The sequence below is a fragment of the Exiguobacterium sp. 9-2 genome (assembly GCF_036287235.1).
Taxonomy (GTDB): domain Bacteria; phylum Bacillota; class Bacilli; order Exiguobacteriales; family Exiguobacteriaceae; genus Exiguobacterium_A.
In genome coordinates this window covers 2004520-2023278 of sequence record NZ_CP142850.1, presented here as the reverse complement: position 1 = coordinate 2023278, position 18759 = coordinate 2004520, and the positions used below count along the sequence as shown (strand labels likewise).

Sequence of the window (18759 nt, the reverse complement as noted above, 5' to 3'; positions counted from 1 at the left end):
CAACTAAACAATTCCATGGGGAAGATATGATTGCCTATGCTGAGAAAAAGCGATGGGAGTCCCAGGAGACGCTTGGAGCAGAACGCGGTGAAATTTTTGACCGTCTCGGTTCTCCAATCGCCATTAATGTTCCGTCGTATCACCTGATTGGTATTTACCGACTAGGTGGCGTCAAGGATCCGGATGAGACGATCGTCGACTTCAAAAAGACGGCTGAAGGTCTTGCACCGATACTTGGAATGACGACGAAAGAACTGGAAACCTATTTGATTGAGAACAAAGAACGTTCGCAAATCGAATTCGGAAAAAAGGGAAATGACTTAACACTCGATCAAAAAGAGAAGATCGACAAGTTAAAACTCCCTGGAATCCGGATGATCGAAGAGCCAAAACGATACTATCCGAACGGTATCTTCTTGTCCGATACACTCGGATTCGTCCAAAAGATCACCGAGGAGAATGGTCGTGTCGCGTTACAGGGACAAATGGGGATCGAAAAACAGTATGATAATGCCTTGAGTGAGTCTTACGGTGCACGCGTCTTCGAGAAAGACCGGAGTGGTAATCCGTTGATCCAAGGTTCTTCACGTGTCTCGAATGAACCGAAGGACGGATCGAATCTGTACTTGACAATCGATCATCGCATTCAACAGTCGCTTGAGAAACAGATGCAAAAAATGTACAACACGTATAAGCCGAAAAACGCAACGGGTATCGTCATGGATGCGAAGACTGGTGAAATCCTTGCCATGGCGGATCGGCCATCGTTCAACCCGAATTTACGTGACATGAAAGATTTTACGAACTTCGCCGTATCCTCACGATTCGAACCGGGTTCAACGATGAAGATTTTTACGCTCGCAGCAGCGATTGATGCGGGAGTCTTCCGTCCGAACGAGAAGTATAAATCGGGTAGCTATAATTACAAAGGAACGGTCATCAAGGATTACAATGATGTTGGTTGGGGCACAATTCCGATGATCGAGGGCGTCTATCACTCCTCGAACGTCATGTTCTCGAAGTTGACAGCAGAAAAACTTGGGATCGAACGGTATAAAGAATACTTTAAGAAGTTTCATTTTGACCAACGAACGGGTATAGACATCTCGGGAGAAGTAAACAGTCAGTCTGATTTGTCAAAACCGCTGAATGCGCTCATCACTTCATGGGGACAATCGACTGCAGTCACACCAATGCAATTACTCCAAGGGGCAACAGCAATTGCTGGTGACGGTGAAATGGTCAAACCGCATATCATCCAAAAAGCTGATCATACGGATAAAGCACCGTACCGAGCGAAAACAGAAGTCGTCGGTAAGCCAATTTCGGCAGAGGCGGCCAAAGCGACGCGGGATGCACTGGACGGTGTCGTCAACAGTAAAATCGGAACGGGTCAAATGTACAAGTTGAAAGACTACCGTGTCATCGGTAAGACCGGTACAGCTCAAATTTCTGAGAACGGAAAATACATTCAAGGAAAATTCATTCACTCGTTCATCGGCATGGCACCAAAAGATGATCCGGAATTGATCATGTACATCGCGGTCGATCGTCCGTCAAAAAATGAATCATCGGTTTCAGGACCACTCATCATGAGTCCGGTGTTCAAAAGTGTCATGAATACAGCATTACAGTACCGGAGCATTCAACCGGAAACGCAAAAAGATTCGGTGGATGTCAAAGCGAAGATTACGCCGAGCTATATCAAGAAGAGCGCTCGACAAGCAACGGATTTGGCGAAAGAACAAGAAGCTGTTCCAATCATCCTTGGGGATGGAGCGGAGGTCGTTTCGCAGATTCCGTCTCGTGGTCAAGAATTCGTCAGTGGAGAACGTGTCTTGCTGAAGACGGCGAACACATTTAAGATGCCGAATCTGACGGGGTGGTCGCAGCGAGACGTCAAAAAGCTCGTCAGCTTATATGACTTGAAGCTCGATGTCATCGGTAAAGGTTTTGTAACCAAACAATCAGCTCGAACTGGTACACTAGTGAAGGAAAATGGAAAGTTGACGGTCGAACTAGCTGAACCTAAAGAATAACGGTGGGGCAAGTTTCCTGATTTCTACAGGAAGACGAGGACGAACAGGAGTCATTCGTTGACTTTTGCATTCGTCCTCTTTTGCTGTCATCGAATGGAGGTATATATCATGTTAACAATTACGCAAATTGCTGAGTGGCTGCATCTTGATGTCAGAGACGACCGGGTCGTCCGCCACTTCGCAACGGATTCACGCGCACATCTTGAAGATGGTCTCTATGTTCCGATTCAAGGAGCACGCGTCGATGGTCATCGCTTCCTGGAAGGCGCAAAAAATCAAGGAGCGATCGTCACCTTATGGAAGAGAGGGATTGATCGACCGGACATCGATGTCGTTTTCTTAGAAGTCGATGAACCACTGGTTGCCTTGCAAGAGATCGCTAAACAATACTTAATGCGGATTGCGCCAAAAATCGTTGCCATCACTGGATCGAATGGCAAGACATCGACGAAAGACATGGTCGAAAGTGTACTCAAGACAACGTTCAAGACACATAAGACACAAGGGAACTTCAATTCGGATATCGGGATGCCGTTAACGATTCTCATGATGCCGGCTGACACGGAAGTCGCCGTACTGGAAATGGGAATGAACGGTTTTGGCGATATCGAATTCTTATCGAATCTTGCTGAACCAGATATTGCGCTCGTCACGAACATCGGTGAATCCCATGCGGAGCAAGTCGGTGGACGTAGTGGAATCGCCAAAGCAAAGCTTGAGATTCGGTCTGGTCTTAAACCAGGAGGTCATCTGTTCGTTGATGGGGATGAACCACTTCTAGCAGAAGTCGAAGCGGAGAAAATCGGTTATCAGATTGGGAATACGTACCGGATCGAGACGACAGAAGCAACATTTTTCGGAACAGCCTTTGCTTACGATGGTACTGCCTTTCATCTGCCTGTGTTAGGAAAACACCAAGTCCGAAATGCAGCGTACGCGATTGCGACAGCGCGCGCGCTTGGCGTGACGGATGCCCGGATCCAAGAAGGATTCGACGCGGTTGAACTGACACCAATGCGGATGGAACGACTGCTCTTTGAGGAGACGGCGGTCATCAACGATGCGTATAACGCAAGTCCGACATCGATGAATGCAGCGATTGAGACAATCACTGCATTAGAAGGGTATACGACGCGCGTTCTCGTGCTCGGCGATATGTATGAACTAGGAGACCAGGAACGCTTGTTACATGCCTCGGTCGGAAAGCGGATTACGTTACCGGTCTCGCATGCTATTCTAGTAGGGGAGAAAGGCGCGTGGATTGCTGAAGGAATCAGCGACCCATCCGTCCAAATCCAATTTGCGGCAACTGTTGAGGATGCTGCTGAACAATTGCGTTCGCTGCTTGGAGAACGAACAATCGTTTTATTGAAAGCGTCACGTGGGATGGCGCTCGAACGGATATTGACCTATCTGAACGAAAACTAATTTTTGAAAAAGGGTGTCTGCTATGATCACATTATTCATCAGTCTTATTCTTGCATTTCTTGTTGTACTACTTGTTATGCCAAAGGCAATTCCGTTTCTACACCGATTGAAGTTCGGTCAGGAAATTCGGGAAGAAGGACCTCAATGGCATCAGGTCAAATCGGGAACGCCAACGATGGGCGGGATCGTCATTCTCGTCGCGATGATCGTCAGTGTTCTTGGAGCAATCGTCATGGGTGATTTATCAACGACACAGTTATCGTTACTCTTTTTAACACTTGCATATGGTGCGATTGGTTTCATCGATGACTACATCAAAGTCGTCAAGAAGCGTAATCTCGGCTTGAATTCGAAGCAAAAACTGATTGGGCAAATCGTCGTCGGATTGTTATTCGTTTGGTTGAGTGGTGGATTTACGAGTGACGCGACGTATCTGTCGATTCCATTCACAGACTTCAAACTTGATTTTGGTATCATCTATCCGTTCGTTGCCTTGTTCTGGTTAGTCGGATTCTCGAATGCTGTCAACTTGACAGACGGGTTAGACGGTCTCGTATCATTTACGGCGATTCCGACATTCCTCTTCTTCGGTTTGTACAGTTGGTTCATCGCGGATGAAGTGGGTGCTGCTTGTTTTGCCTTCTCAGCAGTTGGTGCCCTAATTGGATTCCTTTTATTCAATGCTCATCCAGCAAAAATCTTCATGGGCGATACAGGGTCCCTTGCACTCGGTGCCGCACTAGCAGGTCTATCGATTGTCCTAAAACTAGAACTTCTCCTTGTCTTGATCGGCATTGTCTTCGTTGTAGAGACACTATCTGTCATTCTACAAGTCATCTCATTTAAGACGACAGGGAAACGTATCTTTAAAATGAGTCCGATTCATCACCATTTTGAAATGGTTGGTTGGAGCGAATGGCGGATTGTCGGTACATTCGCAGGAATCAGCTGTTTGATGGCATTCATCGCCTACGTATTTATGTGATAAAAACGAAGAGAGAAAGTGAGCGATTCAACAATGGAACAACGACAATGGAATGATCAAAAGGTGCTCGTTCTCGGAACGGCGAAAAGTGGAATCGCAGCCGCTCGTTATTTAGCGAGCGTAGGTGCAGAAGTGACAGTGAATGACGGGAAAACACCGTCCGAGAGTGATCAAGCAGTGCTTGCATCACTCGATGTCCAAACGGTTTATGGTGGGCATCCGCTTACACTACTCGATGACATCGATTTGATCGTCAAGAATCCAGGGATTCCGTATCAGATCGAATTGTTACAAGAAGCATTACGACGCAACATTCCCGTTTGGACAGAGGTGGAACTGGCGTATCACGCAACAGATGCGACGTGGATTGCTATCACAGGATCAAACGGGAAAACGACGACGACGACACTCGTTCATGAATTGTTGAAAACAGGGTCTCGACGTGTGCATTTGGCAGGAAACATTGGATTCCCGGCAATTGAAATCGCACGTCAGGCAAAACGAGATGACATCATCGTCATTGAATTATCGAGTTTTCAATTGATGGGGATCGATCAGTTCCGACCATACACAGCAGCCTTTTTAAATCTATCACCGGCACATCTCGATTATCATGGTGATTTTGAATCATACGGAGAAGCAAAAGCTCGGATTTTCAAAAACATGACATCTTCGGATCGGCTTATCTTGAACGCTGATGATGCATCGGTCAACGAGCTCGGTAAGACAGCAAATGTGACGCCGCTCCTATTCTCACGTCGTCAATCTGCTTATGCAGAAATAGTGAATGATGTGTTGACGATCAATGGATCGAGTATTCTACCCGTCAAAGAACTTGCTCTCGGTGGTGGTCACAATGTTGAGAACGTCCTCGCGGCCTTAGCGCTCGTCGAACCATTCGACTTACCATTAGCGAATGTCCAGCATGTGCTACGGACATTCGGAGGAGTAGAGCACCGGACACAGTTCGTCGGTGAAATTGCTGGTCGAAAAGTTTATAACGATTCGAAAGCGACGAATAACGTCGCGACAGAAGCAGCCCTATCTGGATTCACGACAAACATCATCTGGTTATGTGGTGGGCTCGAGCGTGGAGCGGATTTGACACCGCTACTCGATGCGATGAAGCACGTCAAACATGTCATCGGACTGGGAGAAACCGGACATCGCTTCGGAACGCTTGCATCTGAAAACGGCTATTCATCAACGGTCGTCAAGACGATGGATGAAGCCGTGAAAGTAGCGTTTGAAGTATCACAACCTGGAGACATCATTCTTTTATCACCAGCATCTGCAAGTTGGGATCAGTATAAGACATATGAAGAGCGCGGCGATCATTTCGTTCGTGCCGTACATGAAGTAGGGGGAACAACAGTATGAAAATCGTCGTCTCTGGTGGCGGTACAGGTGGTCACATCTATCCGGCACTTGCCATGATCCGAGAGCTCGAAGAACGCATGCCGTGTGAGGTCCTCTATATCGGAACAGAAAACGGTCTCGAAGCGGATATCGTCCGTCGGGCAGGAATTCCATTTGAATCGATTGAGATCTCTGGCATCCGTCGTTCGCTGTCGTTCGAGAACGTCAAGACGGGTATCCGGTTCGTCAAGAGTGTCCGACGGGTTCGCCGACTACTGCGCCAGTTCCAACCGGATATTGTCGTCGGTACAGGTGGGTTCGTCTGTGGACCTGTTCTGTACACGGCAGCAAAAATGGGTTTTAAGACACTCGTTCATGAACAAAACAGTCTTCCCGGTATCACCAATAAATTTTTAGCGCGTTATGTGGACCGTGTCGCATTATCCTTCAAAGGATCCGGTCATCACTTCGGTAAAAACGAAACAAAGACGGTTCTGATCGGAAACCCACGCGCTTCTGAAGTAGCGGAGTTACAAATCAACCCAACGGAAGAGCGTCAACGTTTCGGTTTCGAGGAAGGGCGTCCACTCGTCGTCATCTATGGTGGTAGTCGTGGTGCGCCTGCCATCAATGAAGCAGTCGTCGACATGATGCCGAAAGTTGAACAAGCCGGATGGTCGCTCCTCTTCGTTACGGGTCAGATTCATTACGATACGATTGTTTCACGCGTTGGCTCAGTACCTGAACGCATTCAACTGCGTCCATTTGTATATGATTTACCGAACATCCTAAAAGCAAGTCAACTTGTCATTTCGCGTTCGGGAGCAAGTACATTAGCAGAACTGACGACGCTTGGGTTACCGAGTGTCCTCATTCCAAGTCCTTACGTGACGGAAAACCATCAAGAAGTCAATGCCTCATCGCTCGTCGAGACAGGTGCGAGTCTATTGATTCGTGAACAAGAACTGACAGGTGAACGGTTATTTGATGCATGTGAAAAAGCATTGGCGCAACAACAAAAGATGTCTGAAGCAGCACTTGCGCTCGGTATGCCGAATGCATCACGAGACTTAGTTGATGAATTGTTACGACTAACAGGACAAAAAAACTAAACTATTGCAGGAAAAGACCGATAGGGAAATGAACTGTTACGTATAGAGGAGGAATGAGACGTGAGGGAACGGAGAGCGGTCGGACGACCGCAAGAGGACAAGAACGTCCGCAGTCTCGAGGATAAGATACCTTATATCCGTGAACAACGTCGCAAAAAAGCTAACCGAAGACTCATTTATGTCCTGATTTTGATTGGTCTATTGGTCGGTGTCGTCTTTTATCTGCAGTCAAGCTATTCCCGGGTCGCTCGATTTGATGTTGATGGTAACGTCAATGTGAAATCAGAGGATATTTTGCAAGCATCCGGGATCAAGGTGAAAGAGACACATGCCTTTAATGTGTCAGAGGAAGACGTTCTTGAACGGATTGAGAAGGTCCCAGGTATTCAAGAAGCAACGATGCAAAAGCAATTTTTGCACCAATATCGCGTGACGGTGACGGAAGAGAAAGAGATTGCCTATGCGAAAGATAAACCGGGAGACCGGATCGTCCTTGCGGATGGAACGATCATTCCCGGTAAGTCGAAGGAAGAATTGTTTGACGCTCCGATCCTGACTGGCTTCACCGATCAATCTCTAAATCGATTGACGAAGGAGCTTGTTAAAATCGAGCCGAAAGTACGGAGCCGGATATCCGAGATCGTCGCTAATGATAAGACTGACAAAGGTGGTCTGAAGTTATTCATGACGGATGGGAATACGGTTTTGCTCAGTACTTCTGCCTTTTCCAATTCATTGAATGAATATGTAAAGGTCATTTCTGCCTTACCAAAAGGAAAGACAGGAACAATTACAATTGATGGTGGTATCTATTTCAAACCATATAAAGGGAAAAAATAGAAGATTCGTAAAGGGCTGACGAACAAAAAAACAAACATGTGTTTTCATTCGTCGACCTTTATTTGAATCGTCATCAAATCGTAATCTATTAGGACGCTAAGACGGGCAATAACTTCTTTTCGTAAGTATTTATATAGTGTAGACTTAAACGAGAAGAAGCCTGATCTATTCCTAGAATATAATTAGGAATAAAAAGGATTAGTATTATGAAAGTGGAGGTGTCACTCCCATGGAAACGAAAGGTACGATTGCCGCACTCGACATTGGGACATCGGAGGTGAAGCTCATCGTCGGTGAACTACTTGGTGGAACGCTGAACGTTCTTGCTGAAGGTTCTGCACCATCCGCGGGTGTTAAACGAGGTGTCATCGTTGACATCGATCAAACGGTACATGCCATTAAACAAGCGGTCACAGAAGTGGAACGTACACTTGGTGAACCAATTGGTGAAGTATATGTCGCTATTTCGGGCGAGCACATTCAAGTCAAGGATTGCCAGGGGATGACGTCAATCAAAGGTGAGGACAATGAAATCACGGATGATGATGTGAAAGATGTCTTGCATTCTGCGATGGTCATGCGAATTCCAAATGAACTCAGTGTAGTTGATGTCTTGCCGAAGACGTTTACGGTTGATCAGCAAACAGAAATCACTGATCCAAGAGGAATGATTGGTTATCGTCTCGAAGTAACAGGGAAGCTCATCATCGGAGCGAAGACGATCCTACATAGCATTAAACGTTCCATTGAACGGGCTGGTTTAGAGCTTGCTGGATATGTGCTGGAGAGTTTAGCGGTATCTAGAATCGCAGCATCGATTGATGAACTAGAACTCGGTGTTGGGATCATCGATATCGGACATGAGACGACGACGCTTTCCATCTATGAAAAGAACGATCTCGTCTACTCGACGACGTTGCCTTACGGTGGAGATCATCTGACACGTGATTTGACGTACAAGATGAACTGCAAATACCAAGATGCGAAACTCGCTAAAGAAGAATACGGCGTTGCACTCGAAGCACTCGGTGATCCGGAGGAGAAAGTCTCATACGTCACGATCAACGGGGAACATCGTTTCGAACCACAATCAGAAATCGGATTCGTTTTAGAAGCGCGACTTGAGGAAATCTTCGAGATGATTCAAAAACGAATGACGCAAGCGGGATACGCTCACATGAATAGCGGCTTGATCTTATGTGGTGGAAGTTCTTCACTACCTGGCATCGATCAGCTCGGAAAACGGATTTTCAAGCAGAGCGTCAATGTTTATCAGCCTGCTAGTCTTGGTATTCGTCATCCGAAGTATGCCGTTGCAGCTGGTATGTTACGTTATGTACTCTCAAGAAGCGCCGTATCGAAATCAGGTTTCGACCGGGCAGAAGAGAAAGAAGTCGTAGCATCCGGACGTGAGCAGGATGCACTGCTCATGAACGAACAGGCATCACCTGCTCGTGAAGAACGACCAACGCGTGAACAGCCTCCAAAAGAGAAAAAGTCATTCAGTAGTTTCTTTGAGAAATTCTTTGGTTAATGCCTACAAAAAAATCCAATGAGTAAAAAATATTAGGGGGCCCTTTTTATGTTGCATTTTGATGAAATGATGGACCAAGTAGCAAAAATCAAGGTCATCGGTGTAGGCGGTGGCGGTTCGAACGCCGTCAACCGAATGATTGAACACGGTGTCCAAGGCGTAGAGTTCATCGCTGTAAACACAGACGCTCAGGCATTAAACATGTCACAAGCTGACGTGAAATTACAACTCGGCGCAAAATTGACACGTGGTCTCGGTGCGGGTGCAAATCCGGAAATCGGTAAAAAAGCGGCAGAAGAGAGCCGTGAACAATTAACAGAAATCCTTTCAGGAGCTGACATGGTCTTCGTCACAGCCGGTATGGGTGGCGGAACTGGAACAGGAGCTGCTCCAGTCATCGCTGAGATTTCAAAAGAAATCGGCGCGTTGACAGTCGGTGTCGTGACAAAGCCATTCATGTTCGAAGGACGTAAACGGATGCAACATGCTGTTTCTGGTGTCCAGAACTTCAAAGAAAAAGTCGATACGTTGATCGTCATCCCGAATGATAAGTTGCTTGAAATCGTCGATCGGAACACACCGATGCTTGAAGCGTTCAAAGAAGCGGATAACGTCTTACGTCAAGGTGTACAGGGTATCACGGACTTGATTGCCGTTCCTGGTCTAATCAACCTCGACTTCGCCGATGTGAAGACGATCATGACTGAAAAAGGTTCTGCTTTGATGGGTGTTGGTGTCGCAACAGGTGAACATCGCGCGACGGAAGCCGCTAAAAAAGCGATTTCAAGTCCATTGCTTGAAACATCAATCGAAGGCGCGAAAGGTGTTCTAATGAACATCACGGGTAGTGCGAACCTCAGCTTGTATGAAGTAACGGAAGCCGCACAGATCGTTCAAAGTGCAGCAGATGAGGAAGTTAACTTGATCTTCGGTTCTGTCATCAATGATAACCTAGAAGATGAAATCATCGTCACAGTCATCGCGACGGAATTCGAAAACGAACCACTCGACTTCGAAATTCCATCCGCACAAGAGATGATGAAAAACCTATTGAAGAAAAAACAAGCGACTCCACCACCAACAGAGGAGTCTAAACCACAAGTCGAAGAGACGCCTGTCAGCTCAAATCCTGAACCAGCTAAAGCGCCAGATGTCGAAGAAACGATGGACATCCCATCTTTCCTTCGCCGGAATAATCGTTGATCGATGTTCCAGTGACACGACTGCTAAACCAAGAGGTGTCGCGAAAGCGGCGCCTCTTTTTTTAAAATCGAAGGAGGCATCAACATGTTTGGACAATGGATCAAATGGGATACACCAACAGGTACCGTACGTGCCGCCTTTACGACGAAGTTTGCAGCACCACATGGAAACGGTAACTTAGGATTACATGTCAACGATGATCGTGACGGCGTCATTCAGAACCGACAAGTCATTGCTCGACAGCTTGATCTATCTCTTGAGAACTCAATTTGGGCGCAGCAAATCCATGGGAATCACGTTGAACAGGTGACGACACTTGACTCCGGACGCGGCGCTCTGGATTACGAAACAGCGATTCCGGGTACAGATGGATTGGTGACGACCGATTCGAATGTCTTACTGATGATGCTCTTCGCTGATTGTGTTCCGCTTGTCTTCTGTGATCCGACGACAGGAATCATCGCGAATACGCACGCCGGATGGCGGGGGACTGTTGGCAATATCGTTGAAGAGACAGTCAAACAAATGGAGCGTGCAGGTGCGAGTCGCTCATCGATTCAGATGGTCATTGGTCCATCGATTCGTGATTGTTGTTACGAAGTCGATCAACCCGTCATCGATGCGATCGACGCACTTGAACTCGATGAGTCTCCTTACATACGCAAGGAAGATGGAAAAGCGATGTTATCGCTACAAAAAACAAATGCTGCGCTTGCTGAGCGTTGTGGAGTGGGTGATGTCCTTGACTCAGGTCTATGTACACATTGTCAGGCGGAAGATTACTTCTCTTATCGCCACGGCGACCACGGCGGTCGGTTCGCGAGTTTGATCGTAAAGGAGTCATTGGATGTCAATTCTTGAAAATGTACAAGAGGTTACACGACGGATAAAACAAGCGAGTGAAAAGAGTTCATCCAAAAAGCAGGTACAGTTGATTGGCGTGACGAAATCAGTCTCAAGTCAAGTTGCTTCTGAATTATTAGAGGCCGGTGTAACGCATCTTGGAGAAAATCGTCCGGATGGACTGCTCGAAAAACAAGCAGAACTTGGACGTACAGCCTGTACATGGCACTTCATCGGCACGTTACAGACGCGTAAAGTTCGTCAGATCATCGATGCCATTGATGTGCTGCATTCGCTCGATCGTCTTCATTTGGCAGAAGAGATCAATAAACGAACGAACCGAATCATTGATTGTTTCATTCAAGTCAATATCTCGGGAGAAGAATCGAAGCAAGGTATTGCACCGGAGGATGTACCGTCGTTCTTACACGAAATCGGTCAGTATCCCGCGATTCGTGTCATCGGACTGATGACGATGGCACCGTTGACGGAAGACACGACGCGTATACGTGAGGTATTCCGGTCATTAAAAACATTGCAAGAAGAGGTCAAGGCAAAAAAATTGTCGTATGCTCCATGTACAGAGTTATCCATGGGGATGTCATCGGATTTTGAGATTGCCATCGAAGAAGGGGCGACGTTCGTCCGAGTCGGGACGACGCTCGTTCACACCTAAACGAGAAGAAGGGAGAATGGATATGGGTTTCAAATCAAAAATGCAAAATCTATTTCTCGGCAACAGCGATGATTTAGATGAACTCGAATATGAAAATGATGCTACAATAAATAAAGGTAGAGGTGCTTCACAACAAGAGTACGAAGAGTATTACGAGGAATCTACCCCAAGTGTTACTCAAAAGGAGGACAGCGTGAGACAATCGAATATCGTGCCGCTACATGCGACGAAAAAAACGAAATCGCAGGTCATCTTGAGTGAACCACGTGTCTTTAACGAAGCCCAAGAGATTGGGGAACATCTTCGTCAGAACCGTGCTGTCATCGTCAATATGCAACGTATGTCAAAAGATCAATCACGACAGATGATCAACTTCTTATCTGGTGTCGTTTTCGCTCTCGATGGAACGATCACGACGATCAGTCAGAATACCCTCCTCTGTGTTCCAAACAATGTCGAGTTGGCTGGTAGCATCTCGAATCTCCTAGGAGAAGATGATATTAATCATAAGGGGTGGTAAGTATGGATTCACAAGTGATGTACGCGATTGGTCGTACATTAAGTACGTTATTACAATATTATAGTTATGTCATGATTGTGTACATTCTGCTATCTTGGTTCCCGAATGCCCGTGATTCGAAATTCGGACAAGTGCTCGCGATGTTGGTCGAGCCATTCCTAGCACCCTTCCGTCGTATTATCCCGCCTATCGGAGGCATGCTAGATATCTCGCCGATTGTTGCCTTTCTCGTCTTGAACTTGGCACAATCCGGTATCCGAGCTATCTTCTTCGTATGAGTGTATATGATCATTATCGTGGAAGCGAGCGGGAATTCGTCGATTCGGTCTTGAACTGGATTGATCACGTGGAAGCGACGTATACGTTTAAATTAACGGATTTTCTAGACCCTCGTGAACAGCAAATTACACAAGAACTCGTCGGTTCGAAATGCGCCCTCTTTTTTGAGGGCGGTTTCGAAGGCGCCGAACGTAAACGAGCAATCCTCGCACCAGACTATTATGAATACAACGCGGATGACTTTGACATTTCCATTTATCGCATTCATTATCCTACTAAATTCGTTGAACTATCTCATCGTCAAGTCACCGGTACATTATTGAACGTCGGATTGAAGCGTGCCAAGTTCGGCGACGTCATCATCCAGGATCAAGTGCAATTTGCTGTCGCGGACGAAGTTGCGACATATATCGAAGCAAACGTCGAACGCGCAGGTAAGACGAAGATTCGTCTTTCGCGCGTAGACGCAGAAGATCGCTTGAAAGTGAAGGAACAAGAGTGGGAAGAGACGCTCGGGTTCGTCAGCTCACTTCGGTTCGATACGGTCGTCAGTGAAATTCTCGGCTTCTCCCGTCAAAAGGCACAGACGCTCATTAAACAGGGTGAAAGTAAAGTGAATTATAAGGTAGTCGATGACGTGAGTTTCATGCTTGAAGAAGGGGATCTGCTTTCCTTACGTGGAACGGGACGCGTTAAACTGATTGCGATTCTCGGATCAACGAAACGGGATCGAATCAAACTACAATACGGTATTTTAAAAGGATAAAAAAATGCGGAGGAGGAATTCATCATGCCATTAACGCCACTCGATATTCATAATAAGGAGTTCACACGAAAGTTTCGCGGCTATGACGAGGATGAAGTGAACGAATTCCTAGATCAGGTCATCAAGGATTTTGAGTTGTTGTTACGTGAGAACCGTCAACAACAGGAAGTCATCCAAAACATGCAAGCGCGTGTCGATTACTTTAGTTCGATGGAAGAAACATTGAATAAATCGATTATTGTCGCACAGGAAGCGGCAGAAGAAGTGAAAGCGAATGCTTCAAAAGAAGCAAGCTTGATCTTGAAACAGGCAGAACGCGAAGCAGAGCAATTGCAAGATGCGGCACAACGCCGGGCACAACGGACGGACTTCGAAGTGGAACAGATGCGTAAGAAAATCGAGCTCTATCGCAATCGCTTCAAAGTGTTGATCGATGCTCAAATGGAATTATTGACGAGCCACGACTGGGATGCATTTGATTTCTCTTCTCGTGGAGCGCTTGACGATGTTCCAGCAGTTGCGTATAATGACGACGATGTCGTATAAATAAAATCAATGATAAGGACACGTCGCATCTTGGACAGTTGACAGCGAATCGGGAAATGGTGGAAGCCCGAGCAACGAAAGAGATGGGATATCCCCTTAGAGTGTATGACTGAACGTTCTCCGAACAGTAAGTCATGCCGGTTCACTCCCGTTAGCGAGTTCTTAAGCGGTCCTGCGTCGTCGAACAGACGAGCAGGATTAGTAGGGTGGTACCGCGAGTTCAGCCAAGCTCGTCCCTATCTCAGGGATGAGCTTGGCTTTTTTTGTACTTTTAAAGCGAAAGGTGAGAGATGGTCAGATGGATTACAAAGAAACCTTATTGATGATGAAAACGGAGTTTTTAATGCGAGGCAACTTGCCAAAACGTGAGCCGGATATGCAAGCACGATGGGAAGAGATGAATCTCTATGCTGCGGTCCAAGAAAAGAATGCTGGAAAACCGACGTTCATCCTTCACGATGGTCCTCCTTATGCGAACGGTGACATCCACATGGGTCACGGATTAAACAAAGTCTTAAAAGACATCATCGTCCGTTACAAATCGATGAATGGCTTCCAGTCCCCTTACGTACCAGGTTGGGACACACATGGCTTGCCTATCGAGACAGCACTTCAAAAAGCAGGTGTTGACCGCAAATCGATGACGGTCGCGGAATTCCGTGAGTTATGTGCGAAATATGCGCTCGAACAAGTCGATCACCAACGTGATCAATTCAAACGTCTCGGTGTTCTCGGTGACTATGACAATCCATATATCACGCTTCAACCAGAATTTGAAGCAGCTCAAATTCGTTTGTTTGGGGATATGGCGAACAAAGGCTATATCTATAAAGGGAAAAAGCCGGTCTATTGGTCACCGTCTTCTGAATCAGCACTAGCTGAAGCAGAAATCGAATATCAAGACAAACGGTCAGCTGCGATCTATGTCGCATTCCAAGTCATGGATGGAAAAAACATCCTTGAGCCGACGGATCATTTCGTCATCTGGACGACCACTCCATGGACGATCCCAGCGAACCTTGGAATCTCTGTCAGTGCGGAATTGACGTATGCGCGGATCGAGTATCAAGGAAAAGGATATATCGTAGCGGAAACACTTGTTCCAGAAGTCATCGAAGCGCTCGGATGGGAAGACGCGACAATTGGACGTGTCTTCAACGGTGCGGACTTCGAGTACGTGAAAGCGAAACATCCGCTTTATGACCGTGAATCACTCGTCATGCTTGGCGACCACGTTACAGCTGAAGCGACGGGTGTCGTTCATACAGCTCCAGGACACGGGGAAGATGACTTCCGTATTGGTCAAGCATACGGGCTTGACGTTCTCTGCCCAGTTGACGATAAAGGTGTCATGACGGCAGAAGCTCCTGGATTCGAAGGCATGTTCTATGAAGATGCGAACAAAGAAATCGGTCTCGCACTCGAAGAAGCAGGCGCTCTCTTAAAACTGTCATTCATCAAACACTCGTATCCACACGACTGGCGGACGAAAAAACCGGTCATCTTCCGGGCAACGCCACAGTGGTTCGCTTCAATCAAAGACTTCCGTGCGGAAATCCTTGATGAGATCAAAGGCGTCCAGTGGGTACCAGAGTGGGGTGAAACACGTCTCCACAACATGTTCAAAGACCGCGGCGACTGGGTCATCTCCCGTCAACGTGCTTGGGGCGTTCCACTTCCAATCTTCTACGCTGAAGATGGAACGGAAATCGTCACACCAGAAACGATTGATCATATCGCGAATCTATTTGCAACTCACGGATCAAATGTCTGGTATGAGCGCGAAGCAGTCGACTTGCTTCCTGAAGGATTCACACATCCAGCAAGTCCGAACGGTATCTTCAAAAAAGAAACGGACATCATGGATGTCTGGTTCGATTCTGGTTCATCACATGCCGGTGTCCTTGCGACACGTCCTGAATTGACACGTCCAGCGGATCTCTATCTTGAAGGTTCTGACCAATACCGTGGTTGGTTTAACTCGTCGCTATCGACAGCCGTCGCAACGACTGGGAAAGCACCATACAAAGCGGTCGTCAGTCACGGATTCGTTCTGGATGGTCAAGGTCGCAAGATGTCGAAATCGATTGGTAACACGATTGCACCAATCCAAGTCATGCAACAATTCGGAGCAGAGATCCTTCGTTTGTGGGTGGCATCTGTCGATTATCAAGCTGATGTTCGGGCATCGATGGATAACTTCAAACAAGTCTCAGAATCATATCGTAAAATCCGGAACACGGTTCGTTTCCTTCTCGGAAACTTGGATCAATTCGATCCTGCGACGCACCGAGTCGCATTTGAAGACTTACCAGAGTCAGACCGTTTCATGCGTACGAAACTGGACCAACTTGTTGGAAAAGTAAAAGCAGCTTATGATGCGTACGACTTCATGTCGGTCTATCAATTGCTCCACAACTTCTGTGTCCTTGATTTGTCGTCGTTCTACCTCGATTACACGAAAGATATCCTGTATATCGAAAAAGCAGACGCGACATCGCGTCGTGCGGTTCAGACGGTCATGTATGATACAGTCGTCGCCTTGTTGCAATTGATGGCACCTGTCTTGCCACACACGGCAGACGAAGCATGGGAATTCGTACCAGCTGTTGAGACGAAGAGCATCTTCTTGACGGACCTTCCAGAAACGGTCGAAGTCTCAGAAGAAGGACTTGCTCTCATCGAGAAATGGAACGCGTTCCTGACATTCCGTGATGATGTCTTAAAAGCACTCGAGGAAGCACGCGTCGAGAAACTCGTCGGTAAGACACTCGAAGCGAAACTCTTGCTTGCACCGAAGGAAGAAACAAAAGCATTGCTTAAAACGATTGATCATCTTGAGCAGTTGCTCCAAGTCTCACAACTCGAATTCGTGGATACAACGAATAAGATGTATGAGACGACTGGTATTACAGTTCAAAAAGCTGACGGTGAAAAATGTGAACGTTGTTGGACATATTCGACAGAACTCGGACAAGATCCGGCTCATCCGACGCTTTGCCCACGTTGTACTGAAGTCGTCAATTCTTTATAATGATACAAAGGGAGGGGCGACTGCGACTTCGCAGGACGTCCCTCATTATTTTTGGATGCGGAGGACAATAGGATGTGGCTTTACTTAGGGATTGCTGCTTTACTCGTTGGAATCGACCAGTTGACGAAATGGATCGTCGTTCAAAATATGACGATCGGTCAAGCGATCACAGTCATTCCGGATTTCTTTTATCTCAACTCGTATCGGAACCGTGGCGCCGCATGGGGAATGCTCGAAGGTAAATTCGGTTTCTTCTTCTTCGTCACGATTATCGTCGTCATTGGATTGATTTACTTCCTCTACAAGGAAGGCACGAAAAATAAGGTATTTGCTTGGAGTATCTCGCTACTACTTAGTGGTGCGATCGGAAATTTCATTGATCGAATGGTTCGAGGAGAAGTCGTTGATTTCTTCCACTTCTTCCCGTTCGGCTATAATTTCCCGATCTTTAATGTCGCAGACGTCTGTTTGACGTTTGGTGTCATCACGATGCTGATTAGCGTCATGTTCGAAGAACGGTTGACTAAGAAAGGAACGATGGATAAATGAATGAAGTAGAAACATGGTCCGTACAAGCGGATGGAGCGACAGGGCGCATTGATAAGTGGCTCGCAGAACAAAATGAATGGTCGCGTTCGCAAGTACAGGAATGGTTAAAAGCGGGACGCGTCGAAGTCGATGGTCGTGTCGTTAAACCAAACTATAAATTATCGGGAACAGAATCGATTGCCGTTCATATCCCGGAAGCGGTGGAGCTCGAGATTTTACCAGAAGATATCCCGCTTGAGGTCGTCTACGAGGACTCAGATGTCATTGTCGTCAACAAACCAAAAGGAATGGTCGTCCACCCAGCGGCAGGTCATGTCTCAGGGACCCTCGTCAATGCCTTATTACATCATTGTCAAGATCTCTCGGGCATTAATGGTGTCAAACGTCCAGGAATCGTTCACCGAATCGATAAGGACACGTCTGGTCTGTTGATGGTTGCTAAGAACGACTTAGCGCATGAATCACTCGCGCATCAGTTGAAAGAGAAAACGACGGAACGTCTCTACATTGCACTCGTACACGGTGAGATTCCGCACGAGCTCGGAACGATTGAAGCACCGATCGGACGCGATAAGAACGATCGTCAACGGATGACGGTAACGGATAAGAATTCAAAATCTGCCGTAACCCATTTCCGTGTTCTCGATCGGTACGAAGGGTTTACAGTCGTTGAATGTAAACTCGAAACAGGGCGGACACACCAAATCCGTGTCCACATGCGTTATATCGGTTTCCCGCTTGCCGGTGACCCGAAATATGGTCCACGTAAGACGATGAAAATGAATGGTCAAGCCTTGCATGCTGCGGTTCTCGGCTTCGAACATCCACGGACAGGCGAATGGATGCGTTTTGAAGCACCACTCCCAGAAGAGATGACATTCGAGATTGGTCAACTGAAAAAACTTGAATTAGAGTCTTGACGTTTTTCTAATAAAACGGTAGAGTATCACCTAGAGAGCGATGCGAGACATCCTCTACTGACACTTCGGTCGTCCGAGCGACGATCCTACCAAACTAGTATCACCTTTAATCGAGTCCGGAGAGGC

General features: G+C 46.8%; 17 protein-coding genes and 1 other annotated feature. All 17 genes read left to right on the top strand.

What is annotated here, in order from left to right; all coding sequences use genetic code 11:
- Window positions 1-26: 26 nt before the first annotated feature.
- Window positions 27-2039 (top strand): penicillin-binding protein, encoded by a 2013-nt coding sequence (locus tag VJ374_RS10730; RefSeq protein ID WP_231496838.1) that lies wholly within the window; start codon window positions 27-29, stop codon window positions 2037-2039.
- A gap of 108 nt (window positions 2040-2147) precedes the next feature.
- On the top strand, window positions 2148-3467 hold the full coding sequence (locus VJ374_RS10725; RefSeq protein ID WP_035406794.1) for a UDP-N-acetylmuramoyl-tripeptide--D-alanyl-D-alanine ligase: 1320 nt from the start codon (window positions 2148-2150) through the stop codon (window positions 3465-3467).
- A 22-nt stretch (window positions 3468-3489) separates the two neighbouring features.
- Window positions 3490-4452 (top strand): phospho-N-acetylmuramoyl-pentapeptide-transferase, encoded by a 963-nt coding sequence (mraY, locus tag VJ374_RS10720; protein ID WP_035406797.1) that lies wholly within the window; start codon window positions 3490-3492, stop codon window positions 4450-4452.
- 33 nt (window positions 4453-4485) lie between these two features.
- A complete protein-coding gene (gene murD, locus VJ374_RS10715) occupies window positions 4486-5832 on the top strand; it encodes a UDP-N-acetylmuramoyl-L-alanine--D-glutamate ligase (RefSeq protein WP_290751545.1) in 1347 nt (448 codons plus the stop codon).
- Complete coding sequence (gene murG, locus VJ374_RS10710) at window positions 5829-6923, top strand: undecaprenyldiphospho-muramoylpentapeptide beta-N-acetylglucosaminyltransferase (RefSeq protein WP_035406803.1); 1095 nt, start codon at window positions 5829-5831, stop codon at window positions 6921-6923. Before murD ends, murG begins: the two co-directional genes overlap by 4 nt.
- A gap of 60 nt (window positions 6924-6983) precedes the next feature.
- Window positions 6984-7763 carry a cell division protein FtsQ/DivIB gene (locus VJ374_RS10705; protein ID WP_290751541.1) on the top strand — a complete coding sequence of 260 codons (780 nt, stop codon included), beginning with the start codon at window positions 6984-6986 and terminating at the stop codon, window positions 7761-7763.
- A gap of 229 nt (window positions 7764-7992) precedes the next feature.
- The gene (gene ftsA, locus VJ374_RS10700; protein ID WP_035406809.1) at window positions 7993-9297 is read left to right on the top strand and encodes a cell division protein FtsA; all 1305 of its coding nucleotides are present in this window, start codon (window positions 7993-7995) and stop codon (window positions 9295-9297) included.
- 48 nt (window positions 9298-9345) lie between these two features.
- Complete coding sequence (gene ftsZ, locus VJ374_RS10695; protein ID WP_029342137.1) at window positions 9346-10500, top strand: cell division protein FtsZ; 1155 nt, start codon at window positions 9346-9348, stop codon at window positions 10498-10500.
- A gap of 84 nt (window positions 10501-10584) precedes the next feature.
- The gene (gene pgeF / locus VJ374_RS10690; RefSeq protein WP_056062337.1) at window positions 10585-11361 is read left to right on the top strand and encodes a peptidoglycan editing factor PgeF; all 777 of its coding nucleotides are present in this window, start codon (window positions 10585-10587) and stop codon (window positions 11359-11361) included.
- Window positions 11348-12019 carry a YggS family pyridoxal phosphate-dependent enzyme gene (locus VJ374_RS10685; RefSeq protein WP_035406814.1) on the top strand — a complete coding sequence of 224 codons (672 nt, stop codon included), beginning with the start codon at window positions 11348-11350 and terminating at the stop codon, window positions 12017-12019. Before pgeF ends, VJ374_RS10685 begins: the two co-directional genes overlap by 14 nt.
- A 40-nt stretch (window positions 12020-12059) precedes the next feature.
- Entirely contained in the window at window positions 12060-12539 is a 480-nt protein-coding gene (locus tag VJ374_RS10680; RefSeq protein WP_230088523.1) for a cell division protein SepF, read from the top strand.
- 2 nt (window positions 12540-12541) lie between these two features.
- Window positions 12542-12817 (top strand): YggT family protein, encoded by a 276-nt coding sequence (locus VJ374_RS10675; protein ID WP_035406819.1) that lies wholly within the window; start codon window positions 12542-12544, stop codon window positions 12815-12817.
- A complete protein-coding gene (locus VJ374_RS10670; RefSeq protein WP_035406822.1) occupies window positions 12814-13584 on the top strand; it encodes a YlmH family RNA-binding protein in 771 nt (256 codons plus the stop codon). Before VJ374_RS10675 ends, VJ374_RS10670 begins: the two co-directional genes overlap by 4 nt.
- A 24-nt stretch (window positions 13585-13608) precedes the next feature.
- Window positions 13609-14130, top strand: coding sequence for a DivIVA domain-containing protein (locus tag VJ374_RS10665; RefSeq protein WP_023468794.1), 522 nt, complete (start codon window positions 13609-13611; stop codon window positions 14128-14130).
- Window positions 14131-14371 (top strand) — a binding site (T-box leader). It begins immediately after the preceding gene.
- Window positions 14372-14428: 57 nt separating this feature from the next.
- On the top strand, window positions 14429-17164 hold the full coding sequence (gene ileS / locus VJ374_RS10660; RefSeq protein ID WP_329468790.1) for an isoleucine--tRNA ligase: 2736 nt from the start codon (window positions 14429-14431) through the stop codon (window positions 17162-17164).
- Between the two features lie 72 nt (window positions 17165-17236).
- On the top strand, window positions 17237-17713 hold the full coding sequence (gene lspA / locus VJ374_RS10655; RefSeq protein WP_056062334.1) for a signal peptidase II: 477 nt from the start codon (window positions 17237-17239) through the stop codon (window positions 17711-17713).
- A complete protein-coding gene (locus VJ374_RS10650) occupies window positions 17710-18633 on the top strand; it encodes an RluA family pseudouridine synthase (RefSeq protein WP_053453841.1) in 924 nt (307 codons plus the stop codon). Before lspA ends, VJ374_RS10650 begins: the two co-directional genes overlap by 4 nt.
- The last annotated feature ends 126 nt before the right edge of the window (window positions 18634-18759 follow it).